Source organism: Desulfovibrio sp. JC010 (genome assembly GCF_010470675.1).
GTDB lineage: Bacteria > Desulfobacterota > Desulfovibrionia > Desulfovibrionales > Desulfovibrionaceae > Maridesulfovibrio.
This window is the reverse complement of the sequence record NZ_VOIQ01000014.1, coordinates 106,155-124,977: the sequence shown is the minus strand read 5'-3', so window position 1 is coordinate 124,977 and position 18,823 is coordinate 106,155. Positions and strand designations below refer to the sequence as shown.

Annotated in this window: 15 protein-coding genes; 4 read left to right on the top strand and 11 right to left on the bottom strand. The window is 42.3% G+C overall.

Going from position 1 to position 18,823, the window contains the following annotated elements; translation table 11 throughout:
• Positions 1-163: 163 nt before the first annotated feature.
• Entirely contained in the window at positions 164-376 is a 213-nt protein-coding gene (locus FMR86_RS15885; RefSeq protein WP_275406921.1) for a helix-turn-helix transcriptional regulator, read from the bottom strand.
• Between the two features lie 139 nt (positions 377-515).
• Between FMR86_RS15885 and FMR86_RS15880 the strand changes: the two genes are divergently transcribed.
• A complete protein-coding gene (locus FMR86_RS15880; RefSeq protein WP_163352387.1) occupies positions 516-1,844 on the top strand; it encodes a porin family protein in 1,329 nt (442 codons plus the stop codon).
• A 112-nt stretch (positions 1,845-1,956) separates the two neighbouring features.
• Here FMR86_RS15880 and FMR86_RS15875 read toward each other — a convergent pair whose 3' ends face one another.
• The 3 genes from FMR86_RS15875 to FMR86_RS15865 all read right to left on the bottom strand — a co-directional run bounded on the left by FMR86_RS15875 (position 1,957) and on the right by FMR86_RS15865 (position 10,339).
• A complete protein-coding gene (locus FMR86_RS15875) occupies positions 1,957-3,984 on the bottom strand; it encodes a hypothetical protein (RefSeq protein ID WP_163352386.1) in 2,028 nt (675 codons plus the stop codon).
• On the bottom strand, positions 3,977-5,548 hold the full coding sequence (locus FMR86_RS15870; protein WP_163352385.1) for a VPA1262 family N-terminal domain-containing protein: 1,572 nt from the start codon (positions 5,546-5,548) through the stop codon (positions 3,977-3,979). The genes FMR86_RS15875 and FMR86_RS15870 overlap by 8 nt, the downstream gene beginning before the upstream one ends.
• Before the next feature lie 276 nt (positions 5,549-5,824).
• Positions 5,825-10,339: an NACHT domain-containing NTPase gene (locus FMR86_RS15865; RefSeq protein ID WP_163352384.1), complete on the bottom strand. Its 4,515-nt coding sequence runs from the start codon at positions 10,337-10,339 to the stop codon at positions 5,825-5,827.
• Between the two features lie 201 nt (positions 10,340-10,540).
• Between FMR86_RS15865 and FMR86_RS15860 the strand changes: the two genes are divergently transcribed.
• Positions 10,541-11,050 carry a hypothetical protein gene (locus FMR86_RS15860; protein WP_163352383.1) on the top strand — a complete coding sequence of 170 codons (510 nt, stop codon included), beginning with the start codon at positions 10,541-10,543 and terminating at the stop codon, positions 11,048-11,050.
• 67 nt (positions 11,051-11,117) lie between these two features.
• Complete coding sequence (locus FMR86_RS15855) at positions 11,118-11,696, top strand: hypothetical protein (RefSeq protein ID WP_163352382.1); 579 nt, start codon at positions 11,118-11,120, stop codon at positions 11,694-11,696.
• A gap of 62 nt (positions 11,697-11,758) precedes the next feature.
• On the opposite strand, the gene FMR86_RS15850 is transcribed toward FMR86_RS15855, so the two are convergent.
• From FMR86_RS15850 to FMR86_RS15835, 4 genes are all read right to left on the bottom strand, one after another.
• The gene (locus FMR86_RS15850; RefSeq protein ID WP_163352381.1) at positions 11,759-12,703 is read right to left on the bottom strand and encodes a nucleotidyl transferase AbiEii/AbiGii toxin family protein; all 945 of its coding nucleotides are present in this window, start codon (positions 12,701-12,703) and stop codon (positions 11,759-11,761) included.
• Positions 12,700-13,431 (bottom strand): DUF6088 family protein, encoded by a 732-nt coding sequence (locus FMR86_RS15845; RefSeq protein WP_163352380.1) that lies wholly within the window; start codon positions 13,429-13,431, stop codon positions 12,700-12,702. The genes FMR86_RS15850 and FMR86_RS15845 overlap by 4 nt, the downstream gene beginning before the upstream one ends.
• Before the next feature lie 101 nt (positions 13,432-13,532).
• A complete protein-coding gene (locus tag FMR86_RS15840; RefSeq protein WP_163352379.1) occupies positions 13,533-14,672 on the bottom strand; it encodes a site-specific integrase in 1,140 nt (379 codons plus the stop codon).
• A gap of 391 nt (positions 14,673-15,063) precedes the next feature.
• Positions 15,064-15,729: a DUF3431 domain-containing protein gene (locus FMR86_RS15835; protein WP_163352378.1), complete on the bottom strand. Its 666-nt coding sequence runs from the start codon at positions 15,727-15,729 to the stop codon at positions 15,064-15,066.
• 204 nt (positions 15,730-15,933) lie between these two features.
• On the opposite strand from FMR86_RS15835, the gene FMR86_RS15830 reads away from it, so the two are divergent.
• Positions 15,934-16,260 (top strand): helix-turn-helix domain-containing protein, encoded by a 327-nt coding sequence (locus tag FMR86_RS15830; RefSeq protein WP_163352377.1) that lies wholly within the window; start codon positions 15,934-15,936, stop codon positions 16,258-16,260.
• 121 nt (positions 16,261-16,381) lie between these two features.
• Here FMR86_RS15830 and FMR86_RS15825 read toward each other — a convergent pair whose 3' ends face one another.
• The 3 genes from FMR86_RS15825 to FMR86_RS15815 all read right to left on the bottom strand — a co-directional run bounded on the left by FMR86_RS15825 (position 16,382) and on the right by FMR86_RS15815 (position 18,819).
• Positions 16,382-17,167: a DUF169 domain-containing protein gene (locus tag FMR86_RS15825; RefSeq protein ID WP_163352376.1), complete on the bottom strand. Its 786-nt coding sequence runs from the start codon at positions 17,165-17,167 to the stop codon at positions 16,382-16,384.
• 121 nt (positions 17,168-17,288) lie between these two features.
• Positions 17,289-17,858, bottom strand: coding sequence for a peroxidase-related enzyme (locus tag FMR86_RS15820; RefSeq protein WP_163352375.1), 570 nt, complete (start codon positions 17,856-17,858; stop codon positions 17,289-17,291).
• Positions 17,859-17,946: 88 nt separating this feature from the next.
• Positions 17,947-18,819 (bottom strand): radical SAM protein, encoded by an 873-nt coding sequence (locus tag FMR86_RS15815; protein WP_163352374.1) that lies wholly within the window; start codon positions 18,817-18,819, stop codon positions 17,947-17,949.
• Between the last annotated feature and the right edge of the window lie 4 nt (positions 18,820-18,823).

Sequence of the window (18,823 nt, the reverse complement as noted above, 5' to 3'; positions counted from 1 at the left end):
TTATCTTTCGAAGTAAATGGTTCTCAGGAACCAATTCTTCAATCGTAACCAACTCAACAGTGACTTGCTTTTGCTCAGGCTTTTTTAACATGCAAACAATATAAAAAAGTCCTCACCAAAAGGCGAGGACTTTGTCAGCAATCTGAGCCCCTCTATTGAGGGGCTACACAAAATCCACAGAATAAAGCTCATCCACAGAGCATCCCAGCTCCTGAGCAATCCTGCATAGCGTATCCAACCTGCAAGACGCTATCCGCTCATCTCTGGCTCTTGAAATAGTCTCCACAGCTAAGCCACACTTATCTGCAAGCACACGTATACTAATTTGAGCTTTTTCCATTAATTCAGGAAGGTTGCTCTTTAACTCTAGGTCCATGAGTCTAGATAGCATGTCTGCATTGCAGCGTCTGTCCTAATATGTTAGTACGGAATTAAGCGAACATTATTTCAACTATACAAAACTTGCTTTTCAAAAAGACAGCTAAAGAAAACAACCGAAGAATGAGGTCTAGACTATGCAGATTGCGGGCTACATCTTAATGCTAATACTCACGCTCCCATCAAGTGCTTTTGCTGCATGGCAGGGACAGATCGTAAAGGTAAACGACGCTAAATCGTATGTGATCCTGAAGCACGGACACCCCGTTCCGGTAAAATTGGAAAACATAACCTTCCCGGAGAACACGACCGCTGAAAGCTACGCCAAAGCAACTCTGGATGTAAGCAGTCTAGCCCTATCTAAGACAGCCACTGTCTTTGAAGAAGGAACCACCGAAGACGGTGTAACAATAGCGAATATCCATATTGATGGCCGCTGTTTGAATGACCTGCTTGTTGTCAAAAAGATCATGAAAGTAAACGACGCCGACACAATTATAACCAGCAACGCCACTCAGAAGCAGCCAGCCAGATATGTGGACCAACTTCCCCAAAAAGCCCCGGCAACTCAGGTTGAAACTGTAGCCCTTCAAAATGTAAGCGATGTCACCCCGTTCCCGGCACAATCCAATGCTCCGGCAGAATACTATATTGAGGTAGAAGAGAATGATCCGAATAGCGCACTTGGATTCTGGAATAATAGAAAGAAGAAGACCAAACGCTTAGTCAAACTACATCGAGTAGACGACAGCATGCCCACGGCATCAGCCCATACTGGCAATCAGAGAATTAGCTCCCACCAACGCAATCGAGGGTATTTCAGTGCTGAAAATCAGGCACAAGCCCCGACCTACCAGCAGCAGACAACGCCACATGCTCGGCAACCAGAGACAGAGTCAGAACGCACTCGATTTCGAGTCGAGTTAAGGGAGAAGAGCCGCCATAGGACGAAATACAGAATGGATCTCATGCTCGGCTATAATGCAGGAGGACTTAACTTTGATGCAGACGGTGTAAGCGGCTATGCAGGAACAGGCAGCAGCTTCCTTACGGGAATGAATTTCTGGGAAGACGGTTTGTTCGCAGACTGGTTCACTTCCGGCTTGATGCTCCGCTACAGACGTCAGTCTTCAAACGTACAGATAGACGGAGTCGGAGAAGGTGACCTCGCGCTTAACATATACGACTTTCTTGGCAAGCTGACCCTGCGGAAGAACACCGGAGACATTCACCCCTATGCAGGATTCGGATTCGGAGCTTCTTACTTCGTAGGCAGCGGCATAACCTCAGAAAGTGCATATGGACCGTCAATACAAGGCTTCGCCGGAGTAGATTACGATCTTAACGACTCGCTATTCCTTGGACTCGAAGCAGATTATACCCGAAGCTGGTTTGACCTGAACGGGGTGGACTTCAGTCATGATGGTGTCGGAGCGGCTTTGAAATTTGGATTTAAATTCAATTAGTTATTCTTGCAAAAGACATATAAAAGCCCCTTCCAGTTAATACCGGAAGGGGCTTAATTTGTAGTATCGAGAAATACCGTAAAATTTATCATGAATAAGACTTATCACTATTTTATTCTTTTTTAGCCCACCGTTCCTCACAAACCTTCCTGCTCGCGCTAGCTTTGTACCTGTCATCCGCCAATATCAACTCTAGGGCCACTGGATCACCCTGTAGTGCTTTTGCAACTCTAGCTGGAACATCGCGCCAGTCTTCTTTATTCTCGCCGTCCCAGCGGTCATAAAAACATTGCCACGACTTCAGAATATGGTTCACCGCTAATTCATTATCATTTTGAGCAGATAGAGCTAATGCCATATCAACAACATTTATATATCCGCTAAAATTGACATCCCGTTGTCTTTTCATACTCTCAGTCAGGCTAAATTCATTCAACAACTCAAAAGCTAATTCTCTATTGCCTTCAAATATATCAGAATTCACCCAAAGAAAATTAAGTCGCGCGATAGGATACCCTCTCCTCTCTTGGACAAAATCATTAACCGTACCGAGAATCGTCGAGTCATCAATACTGCTTAGCTCATGTGCAGACCGCTGGCTCAAAGAATCAAAAATAGAATGAAAGCACCATTCTCCCTTATAGAACTTCAACAATTCCAAAGACTGTTTGAAAACATATTCACGAAGATAATCCACACCTTCAGTACATCCAAGTTGTCCAGCCTCAAACACAACCTTAAACGCATACAAATACATCATACCCAGCTTGCCGAAGACATGGGCCCAGCAGCTATAATCACGAAAAAAGAGATAAGGCTGTCGAGAATACGGCAGAAACACCTTCTCCGACTTCATAAATAGAGAGCCAAACTTTTTCCCGATATTTTCCCTCTCATGCAGCAAGACAAAGGCTTTCGCTGCTACGCTTGAATGCTCTCGCCATTTATGTGGGCCAATATAGTTTTCACTCAAATCTAGATCGCCAAGGAACCCACAATCCTCATGAAACTTTTTTATAATTGCTTGCAAAAGAGTCTTACGCTGTTCAGAAGATAATTTTTCTGCGAGTAGCAATGGCAATTCGTAATTAGCCATCGAAACTTTGATCAAATATTGAACTCTTTCACTCGACACCCCACCGTCAGGATAATGAGAGGCAAAAAAGCACAAAGACTCATCAAATAATGACTGAAGCTTAGCACTATACTCTTCAAGTTCGCATATTCTTTTCTTAGAGGCCCCACGAACTATGCACTCCGTAATTTGCTTGCGCACATTATTCTTGGCACAATAAATATCAGCCAAACGCTGAAATGAAGTCCACGCGACATCTTCAATATTAATTTCAGCAGACTTGGCAATATCCAAAGCCTCATCTAGAGATAATTTCCATTCAAGATTATCTTGCGTTCTAATATAGTAATGAGAATACACTACCCCAAGCAGCTGCAAAAACGGATGTGAAGTCTTTAAAAGGCTATAGACCAGCTCCCTATCAATAAAAAATGCAAACTGCATGACAGAATACATAACCGGGCATATAATTGCCGGATCATTTTGCCTAGACAACCAGCACCCAAAACTTTTTAAATCCGACTTAGCAAGAAGACATATCCCTCTAGAAAGCCCCCACCTATTCATAACTTTAAAAAAAGGCTGATAGTCATCGTACCATGCAACATCCCTATATGACTCATAATCCCACGAACAGCTATTAACACGTTGGCTATGTCCAAGAAACTCTATACGCACTTCTTGCTGAGGGTAATGCTCTGCTGCTAACTTCCCTATTAAGTCAAAAACTTTCTCTATTTCCCGCGCGCCCTTTGATTCCTGCAATATCTCTTTGCAACCCTCAAGAGGGAATCCATTACAGCAGGCTGAAAATTCTCCTACAGCCATAACAAACAAAGCTACGTTTTTAGGAGTATCAAGATGCTTTTCAGCTCTAATTAAATTTGGAATCTCAACACACCATTCTTTATCAATCTTCCACAACCCAGAACTGTGAACAGAAATAAAGCCTTCTTGCTCTACGGCAGCATAAATTTCCTCGCTAGATCCATTCGCACTGTCCACTAAGATAGACAACAACCAAGTCACCCACGGCAAATCTTTTGGATGAGGCACACTATGCATGGCTATCCCACTCCATATTGCAATACAATTCCTTATTGGAGACAGGGTCGATCTTATCAGCCAATGTAATTATGTATTCTTGAAGATCTCTTGCAACATCGCCATCGACACGACTCATACAAAATGGGTATTCGCCCATGAAGCTATTCAAACTATTGGACAATAAAAAGACAGAGAACTCACCTGCATTGGACTTTAAACAGAGATACCTATCGTGGAAGGCTTGCCGTGGAGAATTTTGACTTTTCAGCAGATTAATAATTTTAAGATGGCAATGGATGAATGGTTTTATCTTTACTGCAAACTTTTCCAAATCATTTACAAGGGAAGGACTATCTTCGCCAATCAATTCTCCATTTTCAGGATCGACATTATGAATATTTGTAATAATTGTAAGCGTTAACCCTCTTTTAGAAATTCTAGGAACAATTGCTTCTAAAGCTTTCTTATCGAAAAATGGATCTACAACCCAAGCTTGCTCAATCCCCCTCTCCAGTAATGACTTTATATATAGAATGGAATCACACGCCCCCAACGGCCCTTTGGGGAACCACCTGTCACAAGAAGGGCTTTCAAATAAGACTTTTCCCCTATCCAACATCGCTCGCCGATAGTTATTAAAATCTTTATTGGCATGAAACCCAATTTCAGAGTTGTCAGCTTTAGAACTGGCTTGCACATTTGTAATCTTCTTCTGCCTATGCTTATCGCCTGTGCCTTCTACACTTTTGGTCAGCTTATCCTTAATAGCAACTTTCGCCCCACTTAATGAGGAACTCAGCACTATCGTGTTTAGCCAATAAAGATCATCACTATAAACTAGTTCCCCCTTTGCGTTAAAAATCCATAATTTTGTTCGATCAAACTCATTTAAAACTTCAACGGGACCAAAAACTTCTGTCCCGGCAGGAAGAAACATCATTGAATCACTCGTAATGGTCTCACCAGAAAAAAGTTGAACATGAGCTATATGATTTGACTGAGCATAATCCTGACGCCGTAAAATTTTATATTCATTTCTGGCCGTTGCTAGGAAATCCTTTGTATTCAACCCAGAAAGCCTAAAACGAAAAGGCGGAATATCATCCTCTGCATAGATCGGCATATGGATAATATCAAAAGCACCAAGTCGGTGCATGAACTTCTGTGGCTCAGCAAAGGGAAGACTACTTTGAAAGTGCCTGAAAATACTTTGAATTTCATTTTTCAAAAAGTCATGACCAGTTACATTCATGGTGTAGTATGAATCAACTTTAGCTGTAGAGGAGCCTAACGCAGGCTGGATAGATGACTGCATGAACTTACAATGCTCTTTGCCAAGACAATCATCCAAAATTTCAAAATTGATTACCCCATCATCAAAAGCCGAAAAGAACTCATCACCCAATTCCTGAGACAAGGGGAAATAACACTCCAAAATATCATCACTAACCTTGGTGACCATGGACTGGGACTCTGTTGCAGGAATATTCGATTGCGCAGCATACCCGTAAATAAACTCTACAGGAGTAGACTCAGTTCTATATATCCAGCAATACCAAAAACGTTCTTCAGAATGATCCACCACGACTCAACCTCACATAATTAGCTATAATAACTCATCAATCAAATTACAGATAACATACATCCTGTAAGAGTGAACCAAAGTATCTCTATATAAGCGAGGGTAGAATTACGCTATAAAACCCCACACTATGCCCTCCCCTCACTAAAAGGACAGCGGGGCATAAAACACGAACTTCAAGCCATTCTTACCAGCTAGAACAACGTTAATAACTTTGCAGACCATTAGATATGAATCGGGACACCGAGAATTGGAAAATAGACTCTGAAAGAGAGGCTAATTATAATCTGTGTATATTTTCTCTATGTCAGTTATGCCAAGATCAAGAAACCTATCCTGGACATTTAAAACACGCTCAATCAACTCTTCGTCGTCACTTTCGTCAGCTTCACGAAGAATTTCTGTCAAAGTGCAGATAAGGGACTCCCGACCTGACATATATAAATGCGAATCATCCTTCTTAGCCTCGTAAACCTCAGCTAACATTTCACAAGGACCAATTGCCCAATACGGATCATTATTTGCTTTTTGGGATAGCCAATCATTAAATATCCGAATTCCCCGACTATGCTTTGCATTTGGAATAGCAGCAAGGAATGCATCAACTAAAACTTCAGGAACATTTGTGTTTTTCTCAAAAAGATTTGCAGCCTTATTGATGGCAGACCTTGACATAATTGAAGAATTAAACAAACTAATCAAACCGTTAATACATTTGTCTCTACAGTCATCCAAATGCATATTTACAGCAAGAACATGCACTCCTCCAACCACACATTCCTGACCAAGCATTTCTACGCCTGCGAAAAAATCATCCCAAGCGATATGACCAGACAAATAAGCTAATGCAGATATTGTGCCCCATACTTCAGACCCCTTCTTGAAATTATTATTTAGAATGAGGTCTAAATACGGTTTAACCTTATTGAAATTATTTTCATAATTATAAAACAAAACTCCTTCAACAAGATCAAACTCATCATCCATAGCATCAAAAAGTCTATCGTACATTTCCCAGCCCATAGAGCATTCTTTATGAATAACGAAAGGCAGACTATGCATTATGAAACTCTTTGTATATGCATCACAATCACGCACATCAAAAGATAAGACAGATTCTAAATCTATACTGTCATATACACCAGCACTAAGAGATCGTTTTAAAATAACGATTGCAGACCTTATTACACTGCACATAATATGTTCTTTTTTTTCTTTTCCATCCCCATCATCTTCTAACAACAAAACCACTCGTTCTAATAAAACAATCAACTCGTCAAATTGAACCTCGTCTCCCAAAACAATCGCAGCAATCTTAACAAGTCCTGCAACCTTGGAAAGATCCTCCCAAAGTTTTGTTTCCTCATAAAGCATACCAAGCAAGACACGAACGAGTTCTCTACCATCTGGTAAAGGCTCTACGGGAGTCCAATTTTTATTCAATTTCAAATTCCCAAAACGATGGTCAAGGTGGTCAATGATTCCTGATAGTATTATTATATGGTATTCAGATTCAAAATCATCGCTCACTACTTCTTTCAAGAACGACAGATACTTATTAGGATCTTCTTGAGCACCATCGCGTAACGCATGACGCAAATCTGTACGTCCTCCGTTCATCTCCCGATCCCAATACACCTCTAATTCTTCAGAACTAGAATCGAAATGGCGCAACAGCTTCATAAATGCTTCATCTGACAAAGATCTTATTAGATACTTAAAGTCAGAGTTTCTTTCCATACGCATACCGATATAGGGATATACTTTACGTTCAGGAACCCAATTCTTGCATGACATATCATCTACAAACTTAGATACAACTGGAATTCTATATATTGATGGTATCCATTGCAGTAGTTTAAATTTATATAAATCTCCTCGGTGTATGTACTTTGACTCAAAGTCATCATCTTCGAAGAGACTCATAATACAATTTTGATTTTCAACTTGAATATCTTCAGAAATCAACGGATATGACCTATTCATAAGTCGGCCCAAATAATAATTAAAGTCAATCTTATCTCTGTAGAGATCTCTATCTGTGACAAGCTTTTCAACAAGTTCAATATTATCATTTGGATTTTCAAAGCACGCATTCACTAAAAAATAAATAATTGAAAACTCAGAACTTGAGTAAAGTATATCCTTATTGTTCCTCCACCAAACAGTATTATGTACACAATTAGAAATGATACCAGACTCGATACAATCTAAAAATATACTAAACCCAGATGAAGAATTAATCCTATCTTCACTCAACACACATCTATAAGATGTGTCAGAAGTAAAATCAGTTAAAAAACGATCTCCCTCTCTTTTATAAGGATAATTTTGGCACATCCTTTCAAATAGTTCTAAAGAATTGTCTAACAATACATCGGAATGTGAAAATTTATTTTTTAAAAATTCATCATCAGAAAAAACATTATTAAAATAAGACAGTGACCTTACATTAGCGATAGCGCTATCATGATTTTTATGTTGAGTAAGCAATATCCAAAGTAAATCATCGCCCTTTCCCGTGGCTAAAAGATAACGTTTTAAAGGTCCTGCAACAAAATGGTAATCATCCTCTGCATTTTGAACCAAGTACGAAAGAACATCATATATACCATCAGTTTCCCAGCAAACAAAATTATTCAAGCTACTTGTAATTTCCCAATTAAAATGCTCCGCTTTGATTGGGTCCTGAATTATAGCCAACCAATGTCCTACAACATCTTCAGGATAAAAATTCATCCAATTACGCAACGCAGATATGTATTCATTAAACCAAACAGAATCTTGCCTGCTATTTATTAGTGGCAACAATTTATCTTCAAAAAGGCTAAACCAACCTTGATGTGTAGACCTCCGAAAGAAACTCTTAAACAGTGCAGGATGATTATTGAATAGAAATCTAACTAATGACCAAAGTCCATCAACCGATTGAATTTCCCCCAAAGACTCTGCGACCAATCGCTTTAAATGCATGGCAACATCATCGTTGCTAATAACTTCCCGTACTTGTCTCACAAACTTTCTTTGATCTTGGTTTTCCAAATGAAAAAACAAAACTCTGACTGTAGGACGAATAAAAGGAAGTGGGGGATGAGACAGAATAAAATCACGCAGTGAAAGGTTCCTTTTCAAAACATCATGAACAATAAAATTTTCCATCAAAGTTTGGTGCGCAAAGCTGTAACGCCCAGCCCGCTCAAACAAGATCCCTTGACTAACGAGCCGCTGTAACATTTCGGCTGGTATTTTTATTTCACTATACAGAAAAGAATCTCGACGCTCCGACATCATTTTTGAAGCTTGCTCTTCCAAAAAGTCAATCGCACTTTCTCCTAGAAGAACATCTTTCCTGACGACCTCATCAGCGAAACAATCATACAACTGCCATGTAGTCTTTGGATGTGCGTCATGACGTACAGATGAAATTTTGCAATAGAGGGATAAGTTTTGTGGATTTTGCAATAAACCAAGCAACTCTTCTGGCAGGGCAGAAACGTCGACGCCAGTCTTTGCCAGCAAAGGTTTAACCACACTATCAATATCAAGAGCTTCAATAGGAATTTTACGGCCCCATTTACGCCCTCTAAGATGGGGATCATAATTGAGGTCAAACTCTCGACAGGCAGCGACAACTGAAACATGACTAACCTTGGAGAGACGGTCTAAAATAGATAAGAAATATTTCAGGGAAGTATGATTCCGTCCAAGCGACAACACATCCAGAGAATCAAGAACAATTACAACTTTCTTATCTTCTGCAAGCCTTGCGCAAACTCCAGCCAGATCATTAGGAAGCCCACTCTTTACGAAATCATCCTCGTTTTCACACTTTGAGAACAAATCGCCTTTAATGAACAGAAGGTGCCAATTCATATTTTGTTCTATATGATCAGCTAAATCTAAAAGCAGACAGGTCTTGCCACTGCCCGGACCGTCAACCAGCAGGATAGATTCTTCTCCGCTTTCCAGTAAGTCTACGATCTCTGACAGCTCTGGCCTATCTATGATTTTACCTGCAATATCCCTTGTCCATTGACGACCTATCGCTGAAGCTCTCTCAATCTCTTTGCTAAGCTCTTTAATCTCTCGTTTGGGGGTAGGCTCAATCCCTCTCTCAGCCAATTTCTGTAATATATCTTTACGGTTGATAGCAACTTTTGAATTTCTAAGCCCAGCTTCATGGTTACCGATCATCCTCTCCAAAGCATCTCTGGCAACCAACTTATTAGGAACAACATTATCAATATCTTGAAGGTTAAGGCGATCCCATTCCGTAAAAGTATGACAAGGTCCGAACTCCAATTTACTGACAATTTCAAAAGCCTCACTAGCTGAAACACCTAGAATCTTAGCAAGGTTAGCTAAGGGATTTTTAAGAGTGCCGGGAGCTGAGTCATCGAAAGATTTATATGAAAGATACTGAGGTCTTTTTTCAGACAACTTAGCGAGATCGCCAAAAGGGGTTTGAGAATAAAAACAAACCTTCGATTCAGGCTCACTTTCAAGCTGGCTTTTAGCTTTTATTAGCTCCGGCACAAGCTTTGGGTCATTTATCTTCCATTTCGCATGGTCAGTTTGATTCTTTTTAGCTTGGATAAACAGCTTCTTGCCATCATTATAGCTCACTACGACATCATCAACATCAACCGGATTATCTGAGCCTGGAATACCTGTTGATTCTGCCTGAATGTAATCAATAGTATCATCACTTATCATCTTGATAAGCCAATGAAGAGCAACCCGAAGCTGATACTCATCCCCCTGAAAAGAGGGAACTGCGTTGTGACTCATTATAAACCTGCCTAACCATGACTGATATTTTAAAAACAAATTTATATTTCTTTTCGCGAGAAAGAGTCAAGAATGGCGAATAAGCCACTATTTATTTTAAACCTCTTTAGTAGGCTTTTAATATTTATGAATGCATTAAGTAGCTAGCTATTGACCAACAAGAACGTGCATATTATCCGAAACATCAGAAGGAGCATAATTATGAAAAAATTAACGTTGTTGCTGATCTTTTTAACTTTAACCATCATAAGTGGTTGCGTAAAATCAAAAAGCATTAATTACTATAGCAATCAAAAAATTCAGGCTCCCAAAATCATAGCACTTGAAAACCCAAGAACTCCTTGGGTTGCCCCAATCATTCATGAATTGCGAAAACGGGGATTCAAAGTCCTTCGCTGGGGCAGTCAGCACCAAGCAGTACAACGCACCAAAATGGATAAGGTTAATATTTATAACGAAGCTTCGACTAGATATATTCTTTATATTGATGGCGATGCGTACTTAGACCAGATGAATCGCTGCTTTGGGGGTGGGTTTAAATTCATCTACATCAACGCAGATCTAGTTGATGTTGAAACAAACGAAACCATCGCAAACTTTTCCGATGGTGGATACTCAGAAAATTGTCCCCCGTTATCAGGAACAATATTCAATGACCTTGCTGATACTGTTGCAGGGGCTTGGGCTACCGCTACAGACATAAAGAAATAGATCAAATCATCAAACAACAAAAAATTAAATAATGACGACCATATTAGCAATCATCAGTTGTTTTGCAGTGATCATAACCACAATCATCGCTTGTCTGAAATACTCTACAGACTATGGTAGGAATAAGAAATTTCAAGATGAGTACACCCTGTCTAAGGAAATACTAAAAGACGACAGATGGAGGAATTGCGGCAATGCAGAGCTTAATATGTGGTATAGAGCCATAACAAGAGTAATGCTTGATTCCAGAATAATCAAACACATGTTCAAAAGCGACAACCCACTATTAATACTAACAAGCTATGCTGAAGGCATACAATATATTCAAGAAAAAACAACTGAAGACAATCAAATAGAAATATCATTCAATAAAAAGTGGATGATTTTTTGGCAAAAGGATTGGGAATGGCACATGCGATATAACACTCTTTTGTACTGCACCTTTACAATACTAGGCTTATCAATGTTCATTTTGATGAACTATGGTGCGTCGTCTCTATTAGAAGCTGCTTTATATTTCATCGCTGCAATATTTCCATTCTCAATAGCCTTCATATACCCATTAAATGAAATCTGGAAATTAAGGGCTGCCAAAAGAGCACTCGACTTTTTTAAAGAAAACCCCATTAAAAACAACGAAACCTAAACGAGGCTTGTAACTATCCGTATGTACAAAATCAAAACATATTGAGAACGAGAAAAATTTAGCTATAAGACTTTACCCAGCTCCACCAGACTCTGCAAAACATCATCCGCAGCAGGCAGTTCACCATAGACAATAGCCCCCAGACCATCACGATATGCAGGCAACAGAGATTTCCATACAGCCTCCGTATCAGAAAAAATGGGACACTCGGCAATATTCATATCTACCCACTTTGCATCACCGACTGGAGCTTCCTGATCAAATTTGCGAACAACCTCAAGAAGTTGTTGGAAATCATCAGAGTTGACAAACTTCTGAATCTCTCCCCGCTGCATGAGCTGATGGATGTCGTAAATATGCCTGATCTTCTGGCGCAAGAATTCCGTTGGATTATCGCTGCAAGATGCTTTTACGATTGCCATCACTTTTTCTGTAAATGTCCGCTCAAGACACAGAACCTGAAATGGAAATGGTTCAAGGCCGAACTCTTTGATAAGCGCATCCTCTCCCCTGCTTTTCAGGAAGTCATAAATATACGTAGAGATCGGCAGTGGCTGGTATGGCGAAGGGTGGGCAAAAGCATTCACTTCCAGCAGAATCTTGTTGGAGATAGGCCCGAAAGCACCTTCAAAAGTTTGCGGGTAGGAATAATAAATCTTGCGGATCATGGAGCCTTTGCTGCTTCCCGCTAACTCTTCGGTCAAATCCGTGCTGGCTACCGCAGTTATCTGCTTGAGCAATTTCTTAATTTGGTTGGATGCTATGTCCTGCTCAGTGATGACTGCAAGGTCTACGTCTTCTGAAAAGCGTTCAATGCAACCGTATGCCTTAGACAAAGAAGTGCCACCCTTAAAAACCGTAACGTCTGCAAGCTCAGTCTGGTAAATCCGGTATAGTGCGAGGGTCAGCCAGTAGTCCTTTTCAATGAAGATGCTCTGTAACCGCAGATGTTCCGCAGTTGCTTGAATGGCATCCCGGAAAAGCTCTTTTGATTCATGAAGTCTCACATTATCCCCCATGCTTTCTTATTCTTCAAAACCGTATCCGAAACCATAACCTTGTACTTAGTGTAAGGATTCAGACTACCCTTTAAGGAGCCAATATCTGGGGTTTTAACCATCCCTTCGCAAAGGCATCCGCAAATAGCGCGAACCATTGGAGGATAGGATTCAGTCAACTCCACAAGCCTTTCCAGATCAGACTGCGGTAGTACCGTCATCCTTGTCTTGATCGCTTCAACCACATCATCAGGGGTGCAGTCCTGCGCCTTCTTGATGAAGCGTAAAGCCTCAAGCAATTGCAGCAGCGAAATATCTGCCTCTTGAATTTCTGACACGTAGCTACGCACGTACTGGACTTGAATCTTACCGATAGTCTGCTTTCTACGAGGGGCTACACTGGCAATAGTCAGTACCCCCGGAACCTGAGTAGCAATCTGAAGCTGTAAGTATACAGACTGCCCGGTCAGAATTCCGGTTATATCATCCCCTTTGCGGGTCAGATAAGAAATCAACTCTTCATCTGTAGGGCTGACCGACCCGAAAAGAGTTGTCTTTGGACGATAGAAAGTCCCCTTAGCTTGCCGAACAAGGACCTGCTTCTTCACCAGACGTTCTAAAGCCTTTGCCAGAGCCTGTGGCTTGGTTTCCTGTAAATCCTTAAAGTCACCATAGGTAATGATCTTTCCCGGCGGGACGGATTCAATATAGTTGTTAATCTGTGCTGCTACCTGCATGGATGTATCCTCTTCTTAATCAAGAGATATTCCTTTATGGCAAAATGTCAAGTTTTTGCATGTAAAAACTTGACAATAAAATTTAAAGTAAGCCTTAAAATCTACTCCCCACCACTAAGCACATCGTCAGCAACAGAAGCAGCCCTAAGCAATGCCTCATCTGCTAAGCGAGCATAACGCTGGGTCATTTGGGGACTTCCATGAGTGAGAAGCTTCTGAAGTGTATAAAGATCTACCTTTCCACTTGAAGCCAAACGAGAAGCGAAGGTATGGCGCAGTCCGTGAAGAGGCCTGAAGTCTTTAGCAAGGCCAGCCTTATCCCGAACTCTGCGAGCAATTCTGACAAACTCCTTGCGCATCCCGCCATCCTGACCGGGAAATACAAATTCACTGTCCTGACGCTCAATTCGCTGTAAAATCTCAACAGCGACTGAAGACATGGGAATACTTTCGGTTTGTCCATTCTTAGCTGCTTCTCCTCTAAGAGTGATGAACCGCTCTCCAAAGTCGACATCACTCCACTTCAAGGCAAACAAAGCCCCCCGCCTCATACCAGTGGTCAATGCCAGCCTTAGAAATGAAGCAGCATTTTGATCTTCCTCTTCATCAAGAGCCTGCCAGTATGCCTTAAGCTGGTCAGCATTCATGCACTCATGTTGCTTGCGATCAACGCGCGGCATCTCAAAATAAAGCTGACGAGGGTCAGGAGAGGCACACAAACCTTTCTTAACGCTAAAATTAACAATACGCTTAAGGAGCGCAAGGACATGCTTGGTCGATTGCGGGGACAGCTTTTCCAACAGCTCAGTACGAAGATCATCAACTTCTGTGGTCCGCAGCTCTATGGTCTCTTTCTTACCGAACTGATCTTTCAGGTACTTATTATAGCGGTTGATGTCGCTTCTCAGACTGGTAGTCACTTCACCGCGTTGCCTGACATACTCATTCCAGAGTCTATCAATAGTCCACTTGGTCTTTTCAGCTTCTTTGGCTTTCCTGTCAGCAGTCCGGGACTCATCATTAGTAGGTGCTTCCCCTTCAATTTTATGAGCCCGTATCTTTGAGGCTGTACGTGCGTCCATGTTGTCGAGGTGTTGCCGTCCAACCTTTTCCTCAATCAACTTTCCATGCTTGCGATAGCGTATATAGTAGACCTTCTCGGTCTTCTTGGTGACTTTATGTAAGCTTTTGATGTAAAATACGCCGGGATATTTCGTCTTAAACCTTGTAACTACTGCCATAATTCCTCCAATTCTTCCCCACACTATTCCCCACAAACGGGCAGAAAACAGGTGCTAAAGTATGCAAAAGGAGGTATAACAAATTTACGCTAATCATGCAAAAAATAAGGGCTAAGCAACTATATGCAAATCAGTGCAAATCTATCATCACGGCCTTCTAAGCCGTTGGCCGAGGGTTCGAATCCTTCCTGCCCCGCCATGATATTTCAAGGACTTACAGCTAATATGTTGTGAGTCCTTTTCTTTTATCTTCATTCTTCCCCACAACTGGGCAAAAAACCGACTCATCGAAAAATCTCCTGCTTGAATTCGAAGAGCTGGGAATACACCGCAAGTGCGACGAGTTCAAGAAGCAAATCCCACGACTATAACTCCATTAGGAAGATTTAAACTATTCAGGCGGATTAATATGAGTTGAACCGTTAAAAATGACCTGCCAGAGACGCTCAAAGGCATGCCCGGTGTTGTTCTCGTCATCAGGGTCGGCCAGAATCAGTTCCAGCGCATTTTCATAGAAGGATTTAGGGCGGGTCAGAATCCGCTCCCGTGCGACTAGGAAATTACCAGTAGGAGCACTGGCGATAAATTGTTCCGGCGATGGACGTTTGAACAGCTTTTCAAAGACTTCACCCACAGGGATATCCTTGCCCCACCCTTTCCATTTACCCTTTGATTTCGGGTCATCCATATCATGGGGACGACCAAGGCGGTCGCAGCGCAATTTGAACCACGCGAACCCGAAAAACTTTGCATTCTTGGCAATCTTCTGCGCAGCCTGTTCAAACACCTCGTGAGCGGTTATCTTTTCCGTATGAAAAAAAGGATCACCCTGCAAAAAAATAGTGTAGTCTGGAAAGACTGGGTAATTTTCGATGATATGCGTGAAATATGTATGACCTTCGCGTCCGATATTAGGCAATGATTTTAAGCACTTACCTCCGACAGCAACAAGGTCTCCGCCCTTATCATAAATGATTGCGGGATAATCGGTCTCTGCAAGCCAGGAAACATCTTCCTTATACCTTGCCACCACTATTTCCACACTTGCTCTGTTCATGAAATTTCCTTTTAAAATTTTCTACACTAAAGCTGCTATCCACTAGCCGATTAGCTGTCAAGTTTTCGCATTATAATCCCCGAAAACAGCCGCTTAAGTATTGACCTGCACACCTGCAAGGAGATACTATAGAGTACATACACTCAATAGGTATTAACAACCTATTTAGAGTAGTATCAAAAAACATACTATTGAAGGAAATCAATGCGTCACGACAGATATAATTGCAATCAAGGCTGCCCGGTAGAAGCCACATTGGAAGTAATCGGCGGAAAATGGAAAGGAGCCATCCTCTATCACCTGCTGGAAAAATCTTACCGGTTCGGTGAACTGAAGAGAACCATGCCTTCCATCACCCAGCACATGCTCACCAAGCAGCTGCGGGAACTGGAAAAAGAAGGAATTGTAAACCGCAAGGTATACGCACAGGTTCCCCCGAAAGTGGAGTATTCCGTTACCGAATACGGCGAGACCCTGCGTCCGCTGATCATGATGATGCGCGACTGGGGAAAAAAACACTTCGGGCTTTAGGATTTGATTCAACCGGATGAAACCGAGATTTCCACCCGGTTTTATAGAAAAAAAATACGCCTGTTGCCGAACAGCAACAGGCGTATTTTAATTCAATCAATCAAACTTATCCGGACGATAACTAGTCCTGAATCGGATACCAGGCGGTAAACAGAGGAGTAACGTCCATTCCGGCTTCAAGCTGGGCCGGAGGATAGGCAAGTCCGGTCTTTTTCAGGGCCTTGAGGCCGTCCACGGTACGCTGCAATCTGTCTGCGGGCAGAGCGATAACCATTTCATCGTTATTCACCAGACCGAATCCGCGCTCACCCACGCAAGGCAGGCAAAGGGAAGGCTTTCCGGTTTCAACACAACGGGGCAGCGCATCCGCACAGGAACCTTCACCTGTGAAGTAGGACTGGATCTGTTCGTATTCAAAATACTGCAGACCGTTCATAAGCAGGGTCATCTGAGCTCCGTTACCGTAAACCAACAGGTATTCAGGTTCGTACTTTTCATCTTCCAGCGGGCTGAGTGCCAGACCTTCAATAGGGGAAGGCTTGGGATAAGCCTTCATGGATTCACGGGCGGTTTCAATGTCATTGAACCAGAATCCGGCAAAACCTTTTGCTTCGTGCTCAAGCTGCTTATCATCAGCCGGGGCAAGACCCTGCACTCTGAGGCAGCGATAACGGAGTTGCATCTTTTCTGCCAGAGGGGTTGCATCATCTTTGGTAATGCCGATGGTCTTGCCCTGCTTGCGCACAAGATAAGGCAGCTGGCAGTAAGTAAAAGGACCGGCAGGCTTTTCAATACCCGCGATATTCTTGAGACCTTCCTTATCTTCCAGACGTTTTACAGATACGATGCTGGAATCAAGATCCAAAAGTTCCTTCATTTCCTTTGCGAGTCCATTCCAAGTTCCCATTGTGTAACTCCTCTAAATTTAAAATTAATTATATCAATCAAAACTATTAAAAGTTTTTGGGATTCTTAAACCCTTTTTACAAAAAGGGTTTAAGGCCCCCGGCAGGGTCCCCGAAAGGAAACTATCTGCCCATTGCGTAAAACTGGCTGTCAGGGTGCACAGCCAGAAAACTCATCATGCGGTTGGAAAGGTTGAAAAAGGATACTATTCCCGCGATATCCCAGATATCGTCATCAGACAGACCGTGGCCGCGCAGCACTTCAAAATCAGCTTCGTTTACAGCTTTGGAATCAGTGGTCAGCTTCATGGCGAAATCACACATGGCAACCTGACGATCAGTAAGCCCCGCTTCACGGTAGTTGATGGCAACCTTTTCTGAAATGGTTGGATCTCCGGTTTCAAGACGCATGACCGCACCGTGGGAAGCCACGCAGTAGACGCAGCCGTTGTGAGCGGAATGGGCGATGATCAGCATTTCTTTTTCAGCTGCGCTCAATCCGCTTTCCTTACCCATGACCGCATTGTTGTAAGCGATGAATGCCCGGAACTCTTCAGGACGATGCGCCAGAGCGGTGAGCACGTTGGGGATGAAGCCCAGTTTCTCCTGAAAAGCGAGGATGGTTTCTTTTACATCTTCGGGCATTTCACTCAGTTCGGGCACGGGATAACGGCTGATTTTTACTTCACTCATGATATTTTCCTTTTTAATGATAGTTATTTTTACTGGTCAAATGTTTCTAAATACCTATATGAAAAACAGGACTGAATTTTCCTGATTGTTACCAGGCGTAGTTGTGGAGCACGTCCATTTTACAAACCGGGTTGCTGAGCATGGCACTCTCTACTTTTCTGAGAGATTCTTCTTTGATGTCCGGAAACATTCCCTTGGACGAAACAATGTTGTTTCCGTGGTCGCCCCAATAGAAAGTAGGAAAGTTCATATTTTCCAGCAGGTATTTTTCCTCTTCCAGCATCTGAAGCGGTGTGGCCTGAATGAATCGGCCGGACCGGATCTCTTCCTCCAGTTCGGTACCGGGCTGTACAGTCAAAGCCATGGGGGCAATTTCTTCAGGCTTGAGAATGTTGAGCAGTTCAACTGTTTTCTCGATATGCTCCTGAGAGCGGTCTTTTCCACCCATGCCGAAGATAAATGATGCCAATACCTCGATGCCCGCTTCCTTGGCTTTAGTCATGCCTTCGATGGCCTGCTCCGGGGTCAGCCCTTTTTTGACCCGCTCAAGGATGACCGGATCGCCTGATTCCAAACCTGTGTAGGCCTTGGTCAGACCTGCGGCCTTCAACGCCTTGAGATCTTCAATGGACTTGCGTCTGAAATCATTCAGCCCGGCATACAGGGAGACCTTCTCACATTCAGGAAAAGTCTCCTTAACCTTGGTGATGATCTTGAGCAGCAAGTCGGTTTTCAAGGCCAGCACATTGCCGTCAACGAGAAAAACAGACTTAACATTGCGGTAGAAACGTCTTGATTCTTCAATATCCTGAAAAATGTCCTCAATAGACCTGATGCTGAACCGTTTATCGCGGAACATGTTGCAGAAGGTGCATTTATTATGGGTACATCCGAGGGTGGTCTGAATCAGCAGACTGTCCCACTCTATCCACGGACGGTATACTTTTCCTTCAAAACGCATTTTA